Origin of the sequence: Yoonia maritima (genome assembly GCF_043641945.1) — a bacterium.
GTDB lineage: Bacteria > Pseudomonadota > Alphaproteobacteria > Rhodobacterales > Rhodobacteraceae > Yoonia > Yoonia maritima_B.
This window is the reverse complement of the sequence record NZ_JBHZRX010000004.1, coordinates 284,525-300,176: the sequence shown is the minus strand read 5'-3', so window position 1 is coordinate 300,176 and position 15,652 is coordinate 284,525. Positions and strand designations below refer to the sequence as shown.

General features: G+C 55.9%; 16 protein-coding genes. 8 read left to right on the top strand and 8 right to left on the bottom strand.

Annotated features, from left to right (window positions below; genetic code table 11):
* Positions 1-2 precede the first annotated feature (2 nt).
* The 4 genes from ACHUEV_RS11055 to ACHUEV_RS11040 all read right to left on the bottom strand — a co-directional run bounded on the left by ACHUEV_RS11055 (position 3) and on the right by ACHUEV_RS11040 (position 4,702).
* Complete coding sequence (locus tag ACHUEV_RS11055) at positions 3-959, bottom strand: ABC transporter permease (RefSeq protein WP_394179800.1); 957 nt, start codon at positions 957-959, stop codon at positions 3-5.
* Positions 956-1,990: an ABC transporter permease gene (locus ACHUEV_RS11050; RefSeq protein ID WP_394179798.1), complete on the bottom strand. Its 1,035-nt coding sequence runs from the start codon at positions 1,988-1,990 to the stop codon at positions 956-958. Before ACHUEV_RS11050 ends, ACHUEV_RS11055 begins: the two co-directional genes overlap by 4 nt.
* Entirely contained in the window at positions 1,987-3,504 is a 1,518-nt protein-coding gene (locus ACHUEV_RS11045) for a sugar ABC transporter ATP-binding protein (protein WP_394179796.1), read from the bottom strand. Before ACHUEV_RS11045 ends, ACHUEV_RS11050 begins: the two co-directional genes overlap by 4 nt.
* Before the next feature lie 61 nt (positions 3,505-3,565).
* A complete protein-coding gene (locus ACHUEV_RS11040; protein WP_394179794.1) occupies positions 3,566-4,702 on the bottom strand; it encodes a sugar ABC transporter substrate-binding protein in 1,137 nt (378 codons plus the stop codon).
* Positions 4,703-4,819: 117 nt separating this feature from the next.
* Between ACHUEV_RS11040 and ACHUEV_RS11035 the strand changes: the two genes are divergently transcribed.
* Positions 4,820-5,734 carry an SMP-30/gluconolactonase/LRE family protein gene (locus tag ACHUEV_RS11035; RefSeq protein ID WP_394179792.1) on the top strand — a complete coding sequence of 305 codons (915 nt, stop codon included), beginning with the start codon at positions 4,820-4,822 and terminating at the stop codon, positions 5,732-5,734.
* A 62-nt stretch (positions 5,735-5,796) separates the two neighbouring features.
* Positions 5,797-6,498 carry a transcriptional regulator NanR gene (nanR, locus tag ACHUEV_RS11030; RefSeq protein WP_394179790.1) on the top strand — a complete coding sequence of 234 codons (702 nt, stop codon included), beginning with the start codon at positions 5,797-5,799 and terminating at the stop codon, positions 6,496-6,498.
* Here nanR and ACHUEV_RS11025 read toward each other — a convergent pair.
* Positions 6,495-6,746 (bottom strand): hypothetical protein, encoded by a 252-nt coding sequence (locus ACHUEV_RS11025; RefSeq protein ID WP_394179788.1) that lies wholly within the window; start codon positions 6,744-6,746, stop codon positions 6,495-6,497. The genes nanR and ACHUEV_RS11025 overlap by 4 nt on opposite strands.
* A 666-nt stretch (positions 6,747-7,412) precedes the next feature.
* The gene (locus ACHUEV_RS11020; protein ID WP_394179786.1) at positions 7,413-8,174 is read right to left on the bottom strand and encodes an SDR family NAD(P)-dependent oxidoreductase; all 762 of its coding nucleotides are present in this window, start codon (positions 8,172-8,174) and stop codon (positions 7,413-7,415) included.
* A 267-nt stretch (positions 8,175-8,441) separates the two neighbouring features.
* Between ACHUEV_RS11020 and ACHUEV_RS11015 the strand changes: the two genes are divergently transcribed.
* The 4 genes from ACHUEV_RS11015 to ACHUEV_RS11000 all read left to right on the top strand — a co-directional run bounded on the left by ACHUEV_RS11015 (position 8,442) and on the right by ACHUEV_RS11000 (position 12,225).
* Entirely contained in the window at positions 8,442-9,467 is a 1,026-nt protein-coding gene (locus ACHUEV_RS11015; protein ID WP_394179784.1) for a TRAP transporter substrate-binding protein, read from the top strand.
* A gap of 71 nt (positions 9,468-9,538) precedes the next feature.
* On the top strand, positions 9,539-10,120 hold the full coding sequence (locus ACHUEV_RS11010) for a TRAP transporter small permease subunit (protein ID WP_394179782.1): 582 nt from the start codon (positions 9,539-9,541) through the stop codon (positions 10,118-10,120).
* Positions 10,121-10,122: 2 nt separating this feature from the next.
* Positions 10,123-11,436, top strand: coding sequence for a TRAP transporter large permease (locus ACHUEV_RS11005; RefSeq protein WP_394179780.1), 1,314 nt, complete (start codon positions 10,123-10,125; stop codon positions 11,434-11,436).
* A 69-nt stretch (positions 11,437-11,505) separates the two neighbouring features.
* On the top strand, positions 11,506-12,225 hold the full coding sequence (locus tag ACHUEV_RS11000; protein WP_394179779.1) for a FadR/GntR family transcriptional regulator: 720 nt from the start codon (positions 11,506-11,508) through the stop codon (positions 12,223-12,225).
* Between the two features lie 386 nt (positions 12,226-12,611).
* On the opposite strand, the gene ACHUEV_RS10995 is transcribed toward ACHUEV_RS11000, so the two are convergent.
* A complete protein-coding gene (locus ACHUEV_RS10995) occupies positions 12,612-13,607 on the bottom strand; it encodes a glutathione S-transferase family protein (protein WP_394179777.1) in 996 nt (331 codons plus the stop codon).
* A gap of 112 nt (positions 13,608-13,719) precedes the next feature.
* The gene (locus ACHUEV_RS10990; RefSeq protein ID WP_394179776.1) at positions 13,720-14,151 is read right to left on the bottom strand and encodes a DoxX family protein; all 432 of its coding nucleotides are present in this window, start codon (positions 14,149-14,151) and stop codon (positions 13,720-13,722) included.
* Between ACHUEV_RS10990 and ACHUEV_RS10985 the strand changes: the two genes are divergently transcribed.
* Both ACHUEV_RS10985 and ACHUEV_RS10980 read left to right on the top strand, forming a co-directional pair.
* Positions 14,150-14,278: a hypothetical protein gene (locus ACHUEV_RS10985; protein WP_275041306.1), complete on the top strand. Its 129-nt coding sequence runs from the start codon at positions 14,150-14,152 to the stop codon at positions 14,276-14,278. The two genes, ACHUEV_RS10990 and ACHUEV_RS10985, sit on opposite strands and share 2 nt — an antisense overlap.
* A gap of 355 nt (positions 14,279-14,633) precedes the next feature.
* On the top strand, positions 14,634-15,197 hold the full coding sequence (locus ACHUEV_RS10980) for an ester cyclase (protein ID WP_394179773.1): 564 nt from the start codon (positions 14,634-14,636) through the stop codon (positions 15,195-15,197).
* Positions 15,198-15,652: the final 455 nt, after the last annotated feature.

Genomic DNA, 15,652 nt, shown 5'->3' with positions numbered 1-15,652 from the left:
ACTCAGTTTCTGCTTGTTGTTTCACGACCATAGACCAGTAGCATGCCGATGATCACGGTGCCGTAAATAATCTGGCGGACGGCTTCCGGCATTTGCATGATCGATAGCACAGAATTCAGGAAGACGATCAGGATGACACCGATCAGCGTCCCGATATAGCGCCCGCGTCCTCCCAGAATATGTGTGCCGCCTAGCACCACTGCTGCGATTGCGGGCAACAGATAGGGGTTGCCCATGCCCTGATAGGCTTTTGCTGAATAGCCTGCCAGGAGAATCCCCGCAGTTGCGGCGCAAAGCGATGAAATCATGAAGGCCCCGACAATCACCCATTTCGTGCGTATGCCCGACAGAAATGCCGCCGATTCTTTTGCGCCGGTTGCGTAAACCGCCTTGCCAAAGCCCGTGCGTGACAAGAGACCCGCAATCGCGATGGATACACCCGCCCAGACAAACAGCGCGACCGGAATGCCGAGCACGCGATCAGCTGCAAGAAACCGCATCAAGGGCGTCGCTTCGGTCTGCGGCGCGAAACCACCGGTATGGGCGACCATCAATCCGCGCAGAGCCGTATCTACACCCAAGGTAAAGATCATCGAGGGAATGCGTAGAACTGACACGCCCAACCCATTGAACAGCCCTACGATCAGCCCCACCGCCAGCCCGGCGGGAATAGCCCATGGCCCCCCGACGGTGGTGGCCATCATGGCTGCCGCTGTCAGTGTCCACGGGATCGACAAGTCAATGTGTCCCAGCAGGATCACCATCATCATTCCAGCAGCACACACCCCAAGGAATGCGCCGATCTGCAATTGTTGCGCCAGATAGGACGGCATCAGCATCGGCGCCGCGCCCTGTGTGATCAGTGTATAACCCGTGCCAATCAGAATGATTACCAACGTGAAGCCAAGGGCGATAAAAATGGGCTTATTCTCCGGCGAAACTGAAAACTGTGTGTTCATCGGAAGTGCTCCAGTTTGTTTTTGATCCGTAGAGTGCGCAGGGCACCGAGGCTGACTGCGGCAAGAAGAACTAGCCCCTCGATCAGCGGTTGGATCAGCGGATCAACCGAGAGAATGCGGAAATAGAACGAAATGACCCGCAGAATGCCAGTACCCACAAGCGATCCGATGGCCCCGCCGATCCCGCCAAGAAGTGATGTGCCTCCGAGCACCACAGCGGCAATTGAATTCAGCGTATAAGCCCCGGCTTGCGTGATGTCGGCGTTCCCCGATGAGGTCTGGATTGCCAGATATAGCCCGCCACAAGAGGCAAAGAACCCCGCCAGTCCAAAGGCTGCGATTTTTGCCCGGCGCACAGGAAGCCCCGATAGCTTGGCAGCACTCTCGGCCGATCCGATGGCATAAAGTGTGCGACCCGTTACCGTGCGCTTGAATGGCGTCCAGACACCGAAAGCCACGACCAGCAGGATGATCAGCGGAACCGGGATATTGGCAAAGGGTTGCAGCCAGGCTGCGTTGCCGTCATCGGCAAGACCGTATGTTTCGGCAAAATCAAAGACGGAATTCGTCAGCGCCCAATTCAGGTCGGCATCGATGTCTCCACCCGGCGTCGGGCGCAGAAGCAACGCCAAGCCCATCGCGATGGCCCCTGTAGCGAGGGTGGCGATGATCGGCTGGATGCGCCCGAAGACGACAATCAACCCGTTCATTACACCAAACGTCGTACCGGCCAGCAGCGTCAAGAACATGCCAAAGATCATCTGCGCGGGCGTGCCCACCACCAGATAAGAGGCAAGACAGGCCGTCAGCGTCATCACCGCACCCACCGACAAATCAAGCCCGCCGATAAGCACCGGGATCGTCTGCGCCATGGCGACAAAGGCGATGGCCACGGTTTCATTTGCGTTCTGGATGAAGACCGCCGTCGAAAATCCGCGCGGATGCAGGATGTGATAGACAACAAAGAGCACCAGAAACAGGATTAGTGCAGCGGCGAATCCGCGATTGCGGCGCAAGGGTTTCGCGATCATGCCGCACCTCTTTCGTGCATGTTGAGCGAGGCCGCAACGATTGCGTCCTCCGTCAACGCATCGCCTTCCAGTACTGTCACCACCGCACCGTCATAAAGGATCGAGACCCGGTCGCAGCAGCCTATCAGTTCAGCATAGTCGGTTGAATAAAAGAGGATCGTTTTGCCTGCGTCTGCCAGTTCGCGCATCAGGCGAAATATCTCTTGCTTGGTGCCCACGTCGATCCCGCGTGTTGGGTCGTTCAGTAGGACGATGTCGGGATCAAGCATCATCCACTTCGCGATGACCACCTTCTGCTGATTACCGCCGGACAAGGTTTCCACCGGGTTCGCGGTATCGCCCGCCTTGATTTGCAATCGGGTGACCCCGTCGCGCACCGCATCATCTGCCCGTCGGCTGTCGATGATCGGCCCGCGTGACACGGCTGCGTAATTCGGCAGCAAAAGATTGTCGCGGATCGACAGGTTCAGCATCAGACCTTCGGTCTTGCGGTCTTCCGGGATGAGGGCCAGCCCTGCTTTTTTGCAAGCGGCGGGCGAGGTGGGCCGAAAGGGTTTGTCATGCAGCTTGATCTCTCCTTCTACGCCTTTCAGCGCACCGAAAACTGCGAGCAGCAATTCCTTGTGGCCCTGGCCGTCAAGACCGCCCAAGCCATGAATCTCGCCCGCTTTGACCTTCAGGTTCACGCCTTTCAGGCTGTTTTCCCATCGCAGGTTTTTCACTTCCAGCGCGGGCGGCGCAGGCTGTCGCTTGGGCTTGGGCGGGTATTGCGCGGAAATCTCGCGCCCGATCATAAGGCGCACGATCTCTGCATTGCTGCGTTCGCCCTTGTTGAAGGTCTCGATATGCTGGCCGTTGCGAAAGACCGACAGGCGATCACAAAGCGCGTCAACCTCGTGCATGCGGTGGCTGATAAAGACACTGGCCACACCGTCTGCACGCAGATCCGAAAGCAGTGCATATACGGTGTCGACATCCTTGCCAGTCAAGGCCGAGGTCGCTTCATCCAGGATCAGTAGCTTGGGGGATTTGGCCAGCGCCTTGGCGATCTCAACGATCTGGCGACGCGACAGGCTCAGATCGCGGATCAGGGTGTCGGGATGGACCTCTGACGCATTGAGCCGGGCAAGAAGTTCCGCTGCCTGCTTCCGCTGGGCTCTTCTGTCAATCAGGCCGAAACGCTTGGGCGGAGTATCGATATATATGTTGTCGGCCACCGAAAGATCGGGGATCAGCGATAATTCCTGAAACACACAGACGATGCCATCGCGCACCGCTTCGGCGGTCGAGCTATAGGTCACAGGCCGTCCCTCGACCAGCACTTCGCCCGCGCTTGGCTTCAAAACGCCGGACAGAATCTTGATCAGCGTCGATTTACCGGCGCCGTTTTCGCCAAGAATGCCGTGCACGCTGGCGCTGTGGCAGGTGAAATCCACCCCCGACAGCGCCGTGATGCCGCCAAAATAGCGCGAAACGTCGCGCAGCGCGACAATTTCCTCTTTCGCCTTGGTCATCTGTAGTGTCCCTGAAAAAACGGGGCGCAGACGTTCAGGTCTGCGCCCGCCCTAGTTCTGCTTAGTTCGTGTCGGACTCATCCTGCGCCATAATCGCGGGGCCAGAGATATTCACGTCACATGGCGGGAATTCGTTCACAGTGAAGAAGTTGTCCGGTAGGTCCGACCAATAATTCACACCGTCTTCCAGTTCATCATAAGTCGCCATCGGCAGCGGAACCGAGATCAGCTGCGGCATGACATTGCCTTGAAGTGCCGAGACCGCGGCCTTCATCGCGATGGCCACAAGACCGGGCGACTGACCGATAGAAATTCCTTTCAACCCTTCATCGGCATACTCGGCCAGATAATTGCGATAGCCGTTCTCTGACTCACCTGAAATCGGGACCATAGGATGCCCCGAATCGAGCATCGCCTGCACGACGCCAGTGGTTCCACCTTGTGCGAGGATGGCGTCGAATTCACCATGTACGGCAATGGCATCCGCCACGACCTTCTGCGCGGTTCCGTCATCCCAGTTGCCGACAACGCTGACCCGACCCCAGTCACCACCAGATTCATCCAGCACGTCGTTGATCCCCTGCGACCGGTCACGGTCAACGGAATTCCCCGCCAGCCCGCGCACTTCCAGCACCTTGCCAGAGGTCTTGCCGACTGCCGCAAGTTCACCCAGCACATGTTCAGCATAGGTGCGCCCCATCAGATACTGGTCTTCATTGACTTGCATGACCTGGTCAGTGTCGAGCACGTTGTCGAATGGTACGAGGACCACATCGTTGCGGTCGGCCAAGCGGATCACACGATCGAACCCGTCAGGGCTGACGGCAATGGTGACGATGGCGTCGTAGCCTTGGTTGATAAAATCCTCGATCGCGCCAAGTTGCGCAGGCGCGTCTGTTCCGGTCGAGACCACCTTCAATTCGGCAATACTATCTGAAATTGTCGGGTCTTCAGCAAAGGCCTTTGCCGTTTGGATCATCTGAATCCGCCAGGTGTTTCCGACGAAGCCATTGACGACTGCGATCCGGTATGGACCCTCGCGTTCCTCCCACTGCAGATATTTCGTTTCTTCGTCCCACGGCGCAAAGCATGCCGGGTTGTAACCGGGTCCTTCGACGACCTCTGGCCCGGCCAAGGCCGATGTAGTCAGGAGCGCCGCACCAAGCGCGAGTCCCCAGAGCGCTTTCTGAGTCTTCATTGTCTTCCTCCCATAAAACTTCTTTCCGGCTTCCTCCAAAGCCGTCGTGACTCGACCTTATATACTAATCATGTCATCATACCAGTATAAATTCGATGACGTAGAGGAGAACAACATATGCCGCTTCGGGACTACGAGGTTCATGACGACCGTTTTCGGGGTCTGATCCTAGCGAACACGCATATCGAAGTGCTTTGTCAGGGTGGCCGCTGGCTCGAAGGGCCCGTCTACTTCCCGGCAGGAAAATATCTGCTGTTCTCTGACATTCCGAATGATCGTGTTATGCGGTGGGATGAAACGGATGGTAACGTGTCCACGTTCCTTTCACCTTGCGGATATCACAATGGCCACAGCCTGGATCCGCAGGGGCGGTTAGTCTCTTGTGAACATCAGGGGCGCCGGATTAGCCGGATCGAACATGATGGCACGACCTCCAATCTCGCCGACCAGTTTGAGGGAAAGCTTCTGAATTCACCCAATGATATTGTCGTCAAATCCGATGGGACCGTTTGGTTCACCGATCCAACCTACGGGATCGACAGTGACTATGAAGGCGATGCGGCACCCTCTGAGATTGGTGAGAACAATGTCTACCGGATCAGCGTAAGTGGTGAACTGAGCAAAGTCGCAGGTGACCTGCGGCAGCCCAACGGGTTGGCCTTCTCTCCAGATGAGAAGATCCTCTATGTCTCGGATACCGGCCAGACACATTACCGGGACTGTGCGCCCGTGATCCGCGCCTATCCGGTGTCGGCCGACGGCCTTGGGGCCGGGCAGACAGTGGCCGCCAGCGATTGCGGTCTGTTCGACGGATTTCGGGTCGATGTCGCAGGCCGCATCTGGACCTCCGCCGGAGATGGGGTGCACTGCTATGCGCCTGACGGCACCATGTTGGGCAAGATCCTAATTGATGAAGTTGTCGCAAACCTCACCTTCGGAGGGCCAAAGCGAAACCGGCTATTCATCTGCGCTACAACCACACTCCGCGCCGTCTATGTCAATACATCTGGCGCTACATGGCCCTTGGCCTAGCTTGAAAACCACCCCTCGCTCAAGTATCCATCACCTCACTGATAGGGACAGATCTCTGCACAATGGCTGACGACGACAAGACCAAACTCATCACCCGCCTGAAGCTTTCGGATCAGGTGTTCGACAAGCTTTGGCAGATGATTGCAGATGGTGATTTGTCACCAGGCGATTTCATGCCATCGGAACGATCACTGATGGAACGTTTCGGCGTCGGTAGGCCTGCTGTACGGGAAGCGCTTCAAAGCCTAGCCAATAAGGGCGTCATCACGATCTCACATGGGGAACGCAGCCGGGTAAATGAATTGAGCGCCAGCAATGCGCTGCATCAAATCGAAGACATCGCCAAGCTGCTATTGTCGTCAGAGCCGGATAATATTGAACACCTCAAGAACGCCCGGAAACTTCTGGAGTACGGCATTGCCCGCTTGGCCGCCCCCCGATGCACATCGGCAGACGCTGCCGACCTGCGGGCATTGATCGATAAGCAGCGTAAGTGTGTTAACGATAGTGAGCGGTTCATCGAGATGGATATCGCATTTCATATGCGAATCGCTGAGTTAGCCGGAAACCCAATTCTGTTGGCCGTTTCAAAGGCGACACTGACATGGCTCTTTGAGTATTATCGGCCCCTGCTCTATTGGGAGGGGCGCGAGGTGACAACGCTGATAGAGCACAGTCATGTCGTCGATGCGCTTGAAATGCAGGATGAAGAGGCGGCGGTTGCTGCCATGCGGCAACATCTCAACAGGTTGGATGCATCCTAAGGTGCACGCCAGACTTCAAGAATACCGATGACAATGTCGGTAATTTCACGGTACCGTCCAACGCGGCCATGATCATTGGTGCCAATCAGCTGGGTATGGCCTCGGCCTATATCTATAAGTGCGACGATCTTGACCGTCTTACAGGGGCCGCCAGTGTCTGGGATAACCAGCCGGTCCGGACCGAGTGCTTCACGCTCGCCATGTCTTGCGATTCGATCTACGACATCGCAGTCAAGGAGCAACGGCACATCCGCACGCCATCGGAGGCGAGGTTGATTAGTGGCGCACCACTTATGACTGGACGTACACCTAGAGGGCGGCCCAGCCTGATCGGGGACCGCAGCTTCAGCTAAGACCTGATCCGCAACCAGACTGGCAGGGAGTACATTTTGAGCGGCACCTGCCGGACCTTCACCTTGGGGCGAAGAATTCTGCATCTAAGCGATGGCGGATATCGTTCGGAAAATGACTTACCATTAAGATGACGCAGGCGAACGTATCATCAAGTGGGGACCGGACGGTGAACCTCATTGGTCAACCAGTTCTAGACCATTTGGAACCGCGAGCTAGTAGAGATGCGCCTCTTCGCAGGTGGCAAGCGGCTTGTGTCCTAGCTGGTGGGGTAACCGTGGGGTGTGGATGGCAAGGAGTATGCGGGCGAAAACGCAGGCAGTTGACCTAGAGAGAGGAACACCCAAAGCCATCGCTACGCATCTTGACTAGCACTGCTGCACGTCCTTACGTCCACCAACCAGTCAACAAGGCGATGCGGCAATACATGAGTAAGGTCTATTCGAACTCGCAGGGTTTTCTCAGGGTGTCCACGTGGTTCGCAGTTGCCTATAACTTTATCTGTTTTCTGTCGCTTATGCCCTGTGTCGCTGATCTGTGTCTCGGGTCTTCCTACGAGCCAGTCAAACCGCGCAGGAGTAGCCACCGTCAACAGGCAGACTGACACCTGTCACAAAATCAGCTGAACGTGAGCACAAGAACACTGCTGCCCCGCGCAGATCGTCGGGTCGGCCCCAGCGTCCTGCAGGTGTCCGCAGCTTCACTTGTTCCTCCAACGTCGGTATCTGCTGCTTGGCAGTGACCGTCAGATCCGTCTCGATCCAGCCGGGCAGAATGGCATTCACTTGAATGTTGTCCGTTGCCCAAGCGCAAGCCAGCGATTTGGTCATCTGCACCAATCCGCCCTTAGCTGCAGCATAGGGAGCAGACATCGCTGATCCGAACAACGACAGCATCGAGCCGATATTTACGATCTTGCCCGCACCTTGGTCGCGCAGGATCGGGTAGGCGGCCTGTGATACCGCAAAGGCCGAGGTGAGATTGCTCGTAAGCAAGGCGTTCCATTCTTCGAGGGAATACTGCTGTGGCAGTTTGCGGTCGTTTGTTCCGACATTATTGATCAGGATATCAAGTCTGCCAGCGTCTTGGGCAACGTGACTGATGACGGATTCGACGTCGCGGGGGTCCGTCATATTGCCGACATAAGAGAGTGGGGCAGCGGAGCCCGTTCGGCGCAGCAGTGCTGTCGCACCGTCGTTTTTTGAGCCGTCGCGCCCGACAATGGCCAAGTTTGCGCCGGCGTCGGCAAGAGCTTGCGCCATCGCCAGCCCAATTCCTCCATTGCCGCCGGTCACAAGCGCGACTTTGCCCTTCAGAATGTTCATGGTTTTGCTTTCCTTCTGGTGATCGCGATTCTCATTTTGTAGGACCAGTGACTTCTATTTGCTCCACATTTGAAGAAAAATCATGTCATAAACTCGCGAAATATTCTTAAAACTATGCATTTGTAGGATGAAAAGGCTGATTTTTCACAAACTGTTGTTGCTTTGATCTGTCGACCATGCGTAGTTTTTGACATCACGGTGGAGGATTTGATCTCCGCCCGTGAGACTAAGCACGAGATTTAAGCATCAACAATGGGAGGTATGGAGATGCGCTTTATTGAGAAGCTGACCAGTATAGCTGCGCTTGCAGTTTCGGTCTTTGGATTTACTGGTGCTGCCACGGCGCAGGATTACAACTGGACATTCCAGACATCTGAAACCGCGGGCGAACCCGGTTTCGTCAACAAGCAGAAATGGGCCGAGGAAGTCGGCGCGCTGTCCGGTGGACGTATTGCAGTAGAGATTTTGCCGATTGGTTCTGTCGTGCCGCACACGGATACGCTGGACGCCGTCGGTGCCGGCATTCTGCAAGGGCATCTGACCGACCCGAGCTACTTTTCCGGCAAGGATCCGGCTTTCGCGATGATGGGCAACCTCGTTGGCGCATGGAGTGATCCCTTTGAACTGCTGGGCTTCATGGAAAGCGGCGGCGGTAACGAGCTTTATTCTGAACTGGTTGAGCCTTACGGTGTACATTTCATCGGCGCAGCCGCCACCGAGCCTGAGGCCTTTGTATCCCGCGTGCCGATCCGTGCGGTCGAAGACTTACAGGGCGTCAAAATGCGTGCCCCCGAAGGCATGGTCTTCGAAATCTTCACCAAGGCAGGTGCGGCACCCGTGTCATTGCCAGGGTCCGAGATATTTTCGGCTCTGGACAAAGGAGTGGTTGATGCGGCTGACAACACCGTCTTTGCCACTAACCAGGCGCTGGGGATGAACGATATCGCGAACTATCCACTTTATCCTGGTTTCCATTCGCTGCCTATGATTGACGTTTCGATCAACAAGGAAATCTGGGACGGCTTACCAGGAGATCTTCAATCCATTCTGACAGCCTCTGTGCAGCAGTTCAGCTTTAATCACATCTATTCTGTTCGTCAGCTAGACGCGGCTGCCGTAGAAGAAGCCCGTGCAAATCCCGACATCGAGATCATCAACTGGTCCGGTGATGAGCGCGCCAAATTCCGTCGCATCGCGCAGGAAGAATGGCAGAACTGGGCGCCGCGCACAGAGATGACACAGCGCTACTATGATGCTGTGACGACATATCTGCGCGGCCGAAACCTGCTCTGATACAACAAAAAGCGTCCGTCATGTGATGTGGCGGGCGCAAGACTGGTTTGCGAAAGGAGGGCTGGCACATCATGGCGGATGCGGCTGAAATTAATTCCGAGATCAAAGATGTAGATACCGATACCCGGACTGGGTTGGATCGACATGTCGCGTCATCAACCAAGTTTTTTGCTTGGGCTATCTTCGTAGCATTTGTGATTACCGTCATTGAGGTGATTTCGCGATATGTCTTCGATACTCCGACCTACTGGGCCCATGAGACGACCACCTTTCTGATCGCCGCGATTTTCCTGCTGGGTGGCCCTATCGCCTTGGCGCGCGACAAACATATCCGCGTGCGCATGATCTACGATGCTGTTAGCCCGCGCCGTCGCCGGATGCTGGATATCATCAATTCCTGCATCACATTGGTCTTTTTTGCGGGTCTTTCCTTTGCCAGCTGGACGATGGTCGGAAAGTCATGGTTTACGCCAACGGGCGAGTTGCGGCTGGAAGGCACGGGCACCTCATGGAACCCGCCAACCCCTGCCTTGCTGAAAATGCTCGTGATGATCTGTGTGGTTGTCATGTTCGTGCAGACACTTTTGCACCTGATCGCTGCGATCCGCCGAGATGTCTCTCAAAACACATACACATCAAAGGCGGAGCACTAAATATGGGCCTGAACGCGCTTGGCATCGAATACGGCTCATATCTGTTGGTCGCATCGATCTTTCTGTTGCTTCTAACGGGACAGCCTCTTGCCTGGGTCACGGGTCTCGTTGCGCTGGCCTTTACCTTTGGTTGGTTCGGTACTGCGGCGCTGCCGCTAGTAACGTCACGGATATTTGGGTTCATTACGGAATACTCGCTGGTCGCCATTCCGATGTTCATTCTGATGGCAGCGATGCTGGATCGCTCTGGCATCGCAAGGTCGCTCTTTAACGGCATGCGCATTCTGGCCGGGCGCCTACCTGGTGGCGTCGCAGTGCAAACGCTGATCGTAGCGATCCTCATGGCCGCGATGTCAGGCGTCATCGGCGGAGAGATCGTGCTGCTCGGCATCTTGGCGCTGCCGCAAATGCTGCGTCTGGGCTACGACCGGAACCTTTCGATCGGTGTCGTTTGCGCCGGAGGCTCGCTAGGCACCATGATGCCGCCGTCGATCGTCTTGATCATCTTCGGACTGGTCGCCAGTGTATCGATCGCTGATCTCTTTGTGGCGGCGATTACGCCCGCACTGTTGCTACTGGCCTTTTATGTCGCGTACGTTCTTTTCATGTGCTGGCGCAATCCGCAGTTGGGGCCACCCATGTCCAACGAGGAGGCAGCCGAGGAATCGCTGTGGAGTGCGCTGCGCTCGCTCGGGGCACCTTTGCTGATCGTTGTGGTGGTTCTTGGGTCAATCTATGGCGGGATTGCCTCCATCACCGAAGCGGCTGCGATGGGCGTATCGGCGGTGATGATCATTTCGCTTTTCCGACGCGAGTTGAGCTTAAAGATGATGCAAGACAGCCTTGTCCACACGCTCGAAACATGTGGCATGATCATCTGGATCGGGATTGCTGCGGCGGTGCTGGTCGGGGTCTATAACCTGATGGGGGGCAATCGGTTCGTCTCTCAGTCCATCCTCGCGCTTGATGCGCCGCCGGTAGTGATCATCATGGTGATGATGCTGATACTACTGGTCTTGGGAATGTTTCTTGACTGGATCGGGATTGCATTGCTGACGCTTCCCATCTTTGTGCCGATCGTGGTGCAGCTAGGGTACGATCCGATTTGGTTCGGCATATTATTCGCGGTCAATATGCAGGTTTCGTACTTGACGCCGCCTTTTGGTCCTGCAGCGTTTTATCTAAAGAGTGTGGCGCCGAAGGATATCACACTCAAGCATATCTACACCGCTCTTCTGCCGTTTATCGCGATCCAGCTGGTGGTGCTAGCGATCATTCTCTTTTATCCGCCGATTGCGACGTGGGCTGTTAGATGACAAAAAGGCAGCAACGTCCTGCGTCCCGAAGGGTCGCGGGCCGTCAGATCATCTTGGGGGTATTGCGCGTTGGACGAAACATCTGGTGAACTCGATAGCGGTTCGGCTGTCGAACACGTGGTAGGCCAGATCCGCGAGTTGATTGAGACGGATGGTTTGACCGTCGGGGACAAGCTGCCGACCGAACGGGAACTCTGTGAGAAATTTGCGACTAGTCGCAACACTGTGCGCGAGGCGATGCGCATGCTCAAGGCCTATGGCATTGTCGATGTGCGACCGAAGGTGGGGGCTACCATCGTTGATCATCGGATGAACCGCGCCTTTGATATCCTATCGTTCAACGTCGCCGAGATATCACGCAAAACATTCGACGATATTCAGGGGTTCCGTGAATTAGTCGAGATCGGCGTTGTTCTGAACGTCTTTGATACGGCGACCCCAAAGGACATCGTCGCGCTGCGTGAGATCAACCAGCAAATGGTTGAAGCGCCGAACATGGTTGAGGCGTCACAATGTGATCTGGAGTTCCACACCGGACTGCTGGCCCTTACTGGCAATAAATCCATTCTTGATATCTACAGGCTTATGACTCCTGTCATCCTACGCATAATGCAGCGCGGCAAGACGCGCCGCATTATCCAGGGCGAAACCTTTCTTGAGCACGAGGCCATTTTGCGCGCCATAGAGGAATCTGATAGTCTGGCCTATCAATACTTGATGCGGAGCCACCTGCGCGCCGGACTTTCCACATTCGCTTCGCCGACGGATGTCGAGTCAATGTCAGGATAACGGACTGAGTGGGCCGCACTATTGCGAAAGATTTAATAATCGCCGTGTGCTGGGATGATTATCAGTTTGGCCGCCGGGCACATTGAAAAAAGACCGTCATTTTCGCCGCCATATCACTGACGGCCTACCGAACAGCGACCAGCATGGCCGTCAAACAAGTGCAGCTAATGAGCGCGATAATGTCATGCCCTAGCTTCCAAGCTTGTGAACCGTGCATGTGGCGGTGCCAGTTGCGAGTGAACGCCTGGTCAGGTCTTCGATCCTGCCGGCAGCTGTGCCCATTGTTTTTCACGATGGTCGACAGCCTACTTGCGTAATTTCCGGCAAAATGGGGCGCTGAAACTTGAACGCGGCACTTCAGCGTCAGCCATCCACGATATGCTGCGTCATTCGAATAGGGGGGATTCCTCCGACGGCAACCGACTGGCTGCGATCAACTCCTCGACATGTGCCGGACCAACCGGCCTGATACCCGTCGGGTTCAGTGCCTTGACGGAGTAATAGCCGCGGGTGATGTGATCCATGTTGACCGTCTCGCCCACGCCCGGCAGCTGCAGGATCCGCTTCAGGTACTCGGTCAGCCTCGGATAGTCGGCGATCTGGCGCAGATTAGTTTTGAACAGACCGTGATAGGCGGCATCGAAGCGGATTAGGGTAACGAACGCACGGATGTCCGCCTCCGTCAGCTCATCGCCCAGCAGATAGTTACCCGTCAACTGGCCCTCGAGCATATCCAACGTCTGGAACACGCCGAGGACCGCCTCGTCATATGCTTCTTGCGAACTGGCAAACCCCGCCTTGTAGACGCCGTTGTTGAACTGATCGTAGAGCGTGCCGTTCAGTGCATCGATTTCTGCCACCAGATTATCGGGGTACAGGCGTATATCGGACGGCACCAGTTTCTCAAACGCCGTGTCGAACATCCGCAGGATGTCGGCACTTTCGTTGTTCACCATCACATTGCGCTTGGTGTCCCAAAGCACAGGAACGGTCGCGCGCCCGGTAAAGCTGGGGTCGGCTTGCGTATAGATCTCGTGCATGTAGCGTGCCCCGAACAGCGGGTCTTCGTCGGCACCGGGATAGCTGCCAAACTGCCAACCCTGCTCGGTCAAAACTGGGTTGACGACCGTAACCTCCACCATCTTTTCAAGGCCCTTTAGCTTGCGGGCCATCAAGCAGCGCGAGGCCCAGGGACAGATCAGGGCAACATACAGCCGATAGCGTCCCGGAGCCGCCTCAAAGCCCGCTTCGCCGGTGGGGCCAGCGCTGCCATCGGGGGTGATCCAGTTCCTGAAACTTGACACCTGGCGCACGAACCGACCTTTTTTGTCGGCCTTCTGGACAGGCTGCCAGTTCTCGACCCATTTTCCGTCGATAAGCATTTTCTATTCCTTTTCAGTTTCTTATGCAGTTCAGGGCTGAACGGGCATTTGGGGGAGGGTATGCGAGGCTAGACATTATGTGTGCATTTCGTCAGCAAATAATGGGGACACGTCAGGCGAATTGGCCCAAAGCGCGGCTCAGCGCGGGAATGCGCAGTGCGAATGTACCCGCGCCAAGGATCGCGATGGCGATCTGCGCTGCGGCCCAGAACAGCGGGAACTCCCAGCCACCACCTTCGGCAGAGAACAGCCACCCATTTCCGGCATGCACCCATGTCGCCCCCAGCAGCACCGGGATCAGGGCCAGCGACACCAGCCGGACCGCGACACCCGCGATCAGGGCCAATCCGCCGCCGATCTCTGCTGCGATGGTCAAATAAGCCAGGACTCCTGGCAGGCCCAGGCTCTCAAAGAAGCCTACCGTACCGGCGACGGTGAACACCTTCACCTTTAGAAGGCCATGGGCCAGGAAAAGCCCGCCACTGGTGAGACGCAGCAAAGTGGCTGCATAATCGGCGGATACGGGGGAGGTTTGGGTGGTCATGTCATTGGTCCTTTCGGTCGATAGCCCGCTGCGTCGTATTGGATTGGGGCTGGTTGAAACTGACGCCAAGCTATGCACCGCTGATAGAGAACAAAATGGTATTATCGGCGTAACACTATCCTCATGATGTTCTTAATTATGCCGTAGAACAGTCGGTGTAGGTTGAAGGCTGCTTCGAATTGAACTCAGCCCGCTCCGCCGTGAAAATGGCTGTAGCGGGCTCCGTTGGGGGGGGCGATCCCCAGCTTCGAAGTTTGAGTAGGGTAGGAGGAAGGTCGCTACGTGCAGTGCAACAAGCGCGCGCTGATTGATTTCGAGGTGGAGGATATTCGCTGGTCAGGGCGCCTGTAGACATCTTTCAATTGAGAACAAAATGAAGAGAGTGAAACAATAAATTCAACATTTTCTGCGAAATTATTCATCGTTACTTCTTTTGGCAACGCATCACCGGGATGCGCCAACCCTGAAGAGGAGAGACCACTATGACCAAAAAAATCAAAGCTTTAGCTACCGCAGCCCTAATTGCCCACGGCGTCGTTCCGGCGTCGGCCGATGACAACGCCGCGACGCTGGCGGCACTCGCCGAACTGGCCGCCCGTCAGGCTGAGGATGCCAGAATCGAAGCTAACCTAGAGACCTTCGATACCCTCGATTTCGAGGTGTTCTCTAACCAGCAATGGGAACGACTTCATGAAAGCCACGCCGAAGACATCAAGGTCCATTGGCCGGATGGTCGTGTGACCGAAGGTATCGAGATGCATATCGAAGACCTGCAAGCCTTCTTCACATTCGCCCCCGACACCCGTATCGAAACCCACCCGATCCGTATCGGCCAAGGCGAGTGGACAGGCGTCGTCGGCGTTATCGAGGGCACGTTCTCCGAACCGATGCAGATTGGCCCGGACCAGTTCATCGAACCCACTGGAAAAAGCTATAAGCTGACCATGGCAACCATCGGCCACTGGACTGAAGAGGGTGTCATGGATGAAGAGTTCTTGTTCTGGGACAACCACGCCTTCTATAAGCAGATTGGCCTGATCGACTGATCCACGCACCGCCAATGATGAAGCGCCACTTCCGTATGTGGGGCGGCGCTTTGCATTTCCAATTCCCGAGGCAAGTGGAGTCAGTTGTCGAAGAAGAAGTATTTGGTCTCGTTCAGCCTCAAAACCCCAATGAGTTTGATCTGATCCGTCCTGCCGTAGCTAATGACCGCTGAACCGCTGCCATAGTTGATGCAATTCAGATCGGCAAATTGGATCGGGTCGCAACTGCGTTCGATCAGATCCAGACCACTTCAAAATCGGGGATTTAGTCGCCGTCGTCAACCGTGATCATACGTGCGCAGCGCGCCTCCATACGGCGAGAAAATCAGTCAATAGGTCACCGTGCAACAAGATCATGCTGCCCAATTTAGAAGGCCGGGACAACGCGAACCCGGAGCCGTTTATCTAACCTCCTGACTTTTATGTGGTCTCGGGATGGCACTGCTATTGAGCAG

Excerpts from the sequence above, each read along its gene's own strand:
- ACHUEV_RS11005 (WP_394179780.1), top strand. The coding sequence starts at position 10,123 with ATGGGCCTGAACGCGCTTGGCATCGAATACGGCTCATATCTGTTGGTC.
- ACHUEV_RS11040 (WP_394179794.1), bottom strand. The coding sequence starts at position 4,702 with ATGAAGACTCAGAAAGCGCTCTGGGGACTCGCGCTTGGTGCGGCGCTC.
- nanR (WP_394179790.1), top strand. The coding sequence starts at position 5,797 with ATGGCTGACGACGACAAGACCAAACTCATCACCCGCCTGAAGCTTTCG.
- ACHUEV_RS11045 (WP_394179796.1), bottom strand. The coding sequence starts at position 3,504 with ATGACCAAGGCGAAAGAGGAAATTGTCGCGCTGCGCGACGTTTCGCGC.
- ACHUEV_RS11055 (WP_394179800.1), bottom strand. The coding sequence starts at position 959 with ATGAACACACAGTTTTCAGTTTCGCCGGAGAATAAGCCCATTTTTATC.
- ACHUEV_RS10995 (WP_394179777.1), bottom strand. The coding sequence starts at position 13,607 with ATGCTTATCGACGGAAAATGGGTCGAGAACTGGCAGCCTGTCCAGAAG.
- ACHUEV_RS11020 (WP_394179786.1), bottom strand. The coding sequence starts at position 8,174 with ATGAACATTCTGAAGGGCAAAGTCGCGCTTGTGACCGGCGGCAATGGA.
- ACHUEV_RS11035 (WP_394179792.1), top strand. The coding sequence starts at position 4,820 with ATGCCGCTTCGGGACTACGAGGTTCATGACGACCGTTTTCGGGGTCTG.
- ACHUEV_RS10980 (WP_394179773.1), top strand. The coding sequence starts at position 14,634 with ATGACCAAAAAAATCAAAGCTTTAGCTACCGCAGCCCTAATTGCCCAC.
- ACHUEV_RS11015 (WP_394179784.1), top strand. The coding sequence starts at position 8,442 with ATGCGCTTTATTGAGAAGCTGACCAGTATAGCTGCGCTTGCAGTTTCG.
- ACHUEV_RS11010 (WP_394179782.1), top strand. The coding sequence starts at position 9,539 with ATGGCGGATGCGGCTGAAATTAATTCCGAGATCAAAGATGTAGATACC.
- ACHUEV_RS10990 (WP_394179776.1), bottom strand. The coding sequence starts at position 14,151 with ATGACCACCCAAACCTCCCCCGTATCCGCCGATTATGCAGCCACTTTG.
- ACHUEV_RS10985 (WP_275041306.1), top strand. The coding sequence starts at position 14,150 with ATGTCATTGGTCCTTTCGGTCGATAGCCCGCTGCGTCGTATTGGATTG.
- ACHUEV_RS11050 (WP_394179798.1), bottom strand. The coding sequence starts at position 1,990 with ATGATCGCGAAACCCTTGCGCCGCAATCGCGGATTCGCCGCTGCACTA.